Annotated in this window: 2 protein-coding genes; both read right to left on the bottom strand. The window is 46.8% G+C overall.

From position 1 onward, the window contains the following. Window positions 1–306, bottom strand: a 306-nt coding sequence (locus tag ACTF5U_RS11065; protein ID WP_438971690.1) for a pilus assembly PilX family protein, incomplete at its 3' end; no start/stop codon positions are given. A 9-nt stretch (window positions 307–315) separates the two neighbouring features. Continuing rightward, window positions 316–1,338 (bottom strand): PilW family protein, encoded by a 1,023-nt coding sequence (locus ACTF5U_RS11070; protein ID WP_438971691.1) that lies wholly within the window; start codon window positions 1,336–1,338, stop codon window positions 316–318. Window positions 1,339–1,446: the final 108 nt, after the last annotated feature.

Here is a 1,446-nt window from a genome sequence, read left to right on the forward strand (position 1 = left end):
CCACCAGGTTTGATCGCGCTCTTGCCACCAGCTTTGTGGGTTGGTGTCGTCGGGATCCATTGCGTCAAGCTTCCAGACATTAGTACTGCCCGTATCGGAAGGTACTGGCTCAACTAGTTGACTACTTAACCAATTTTCAGCATCTCTTAAAACGATTTCAGTAGCTTGGAAGGCGAGTTCGGAATCACGTTCATTCGTGGCCATTTTCTGCTGCATGGTGCCACTTCGCATTGAAGATAGGCCAATAATAGTGATAAGAACTAAGAGGACCATACTGATGATTAAGGCGACACCTTGCTGTTTCATAAAATTTCCTTAAGGTACGCGATTTCGTAGCGTGATGGTTTTGGAAAAAACCGAGCGAAGCCGGCGATCAGTTGGTGTCACGGTAGTACCACCCAAAACATAATTTTGGGGGCCATCCACTGAGAGATTATCTTCTTCACTAACGATCACCAGATCAATAGAAATACTGACCACTTGACTCCAGTCTGCCACCGCATTTGCAGTGAGGTAGTTGTCAACTGAACTGTCTCCATCAGTATCGACACCATATTGCAGTTGCAGTGACTCCACACCACTGATGAGCTCTTGCACATTGTTAGTACTTTGTTTTGTGTATAGAGCCGGTATGCCATCGGCGTTATTTCGTACGTAAAAACTTTTTGTCATTAAGCGGCTGACCCAGCCGCCAGTGTAGTTTTTACCTAATTCTTTTGTGCTATTACCCGGTGAAGTAGCCCCACCTGTATTGTGAACAAGATTACCGGAAGTACTCGGATTGGCATTGGTAATTTGGAATATGGCCGCTGATTCACAGTCAGTGACCATGACAATATCCGATTGCTCGAAGAGATTGCCTGATGGCACCATAATTACAGCCGAGCCAGGCGGTGTGCCTCCCGGGTGATTTGTTACAAGGACTTCAGGTTGGCTGATACTTCTGACAGTAATAACATCACTGCCACCGACTGGAACGGTGAGGCCGGGATCGAGCGAGGGAGCCCAGAGGTTTGGTCCTGTAGCTTCAGCCCCTTGTATGGGCCTTGAAAAATTCCAAGCGAAGTTGTTCGGGGTGTTCAGCGTGTTAGTGACGTCACCATCATCGACTTGAAATGAACCACAGCCCTGGTAACCAACATTAAGTAGTTCGTCGGTTAAGACATGCATAGCATAACGACCATTTTCCTGAATATGGGCCCGAGCCGTCTGGACGCGGTAGACTTGTCGGCTTGATAGAAAGACTTCGATGACAGCGGTTATAATAATGAGGCCGATGAGAAGGGATACCATCAACTCTATTAAGGAAAGGCCTTTTTGGTTTTTCAGAGTGCTCAATTTATTGCCCCTGCATAAACAAAACTCGTCGTACCAAGGCTGTCATCTGCCTGCATTTCAGTCCAGGTGACGGTGATACTACAAACAAATTCGGTGTTAGCAACAAAC

It is taken from the genome of Methylophaga sp. (assembly GCF_965655755.1).
In the GTDB taxonomy this organism is placed as follows: Bacteria; Pseudomonadota; Gammaproteobacteria; order Nitrosococcales; family Methylophagaceae; genus Methylophaga.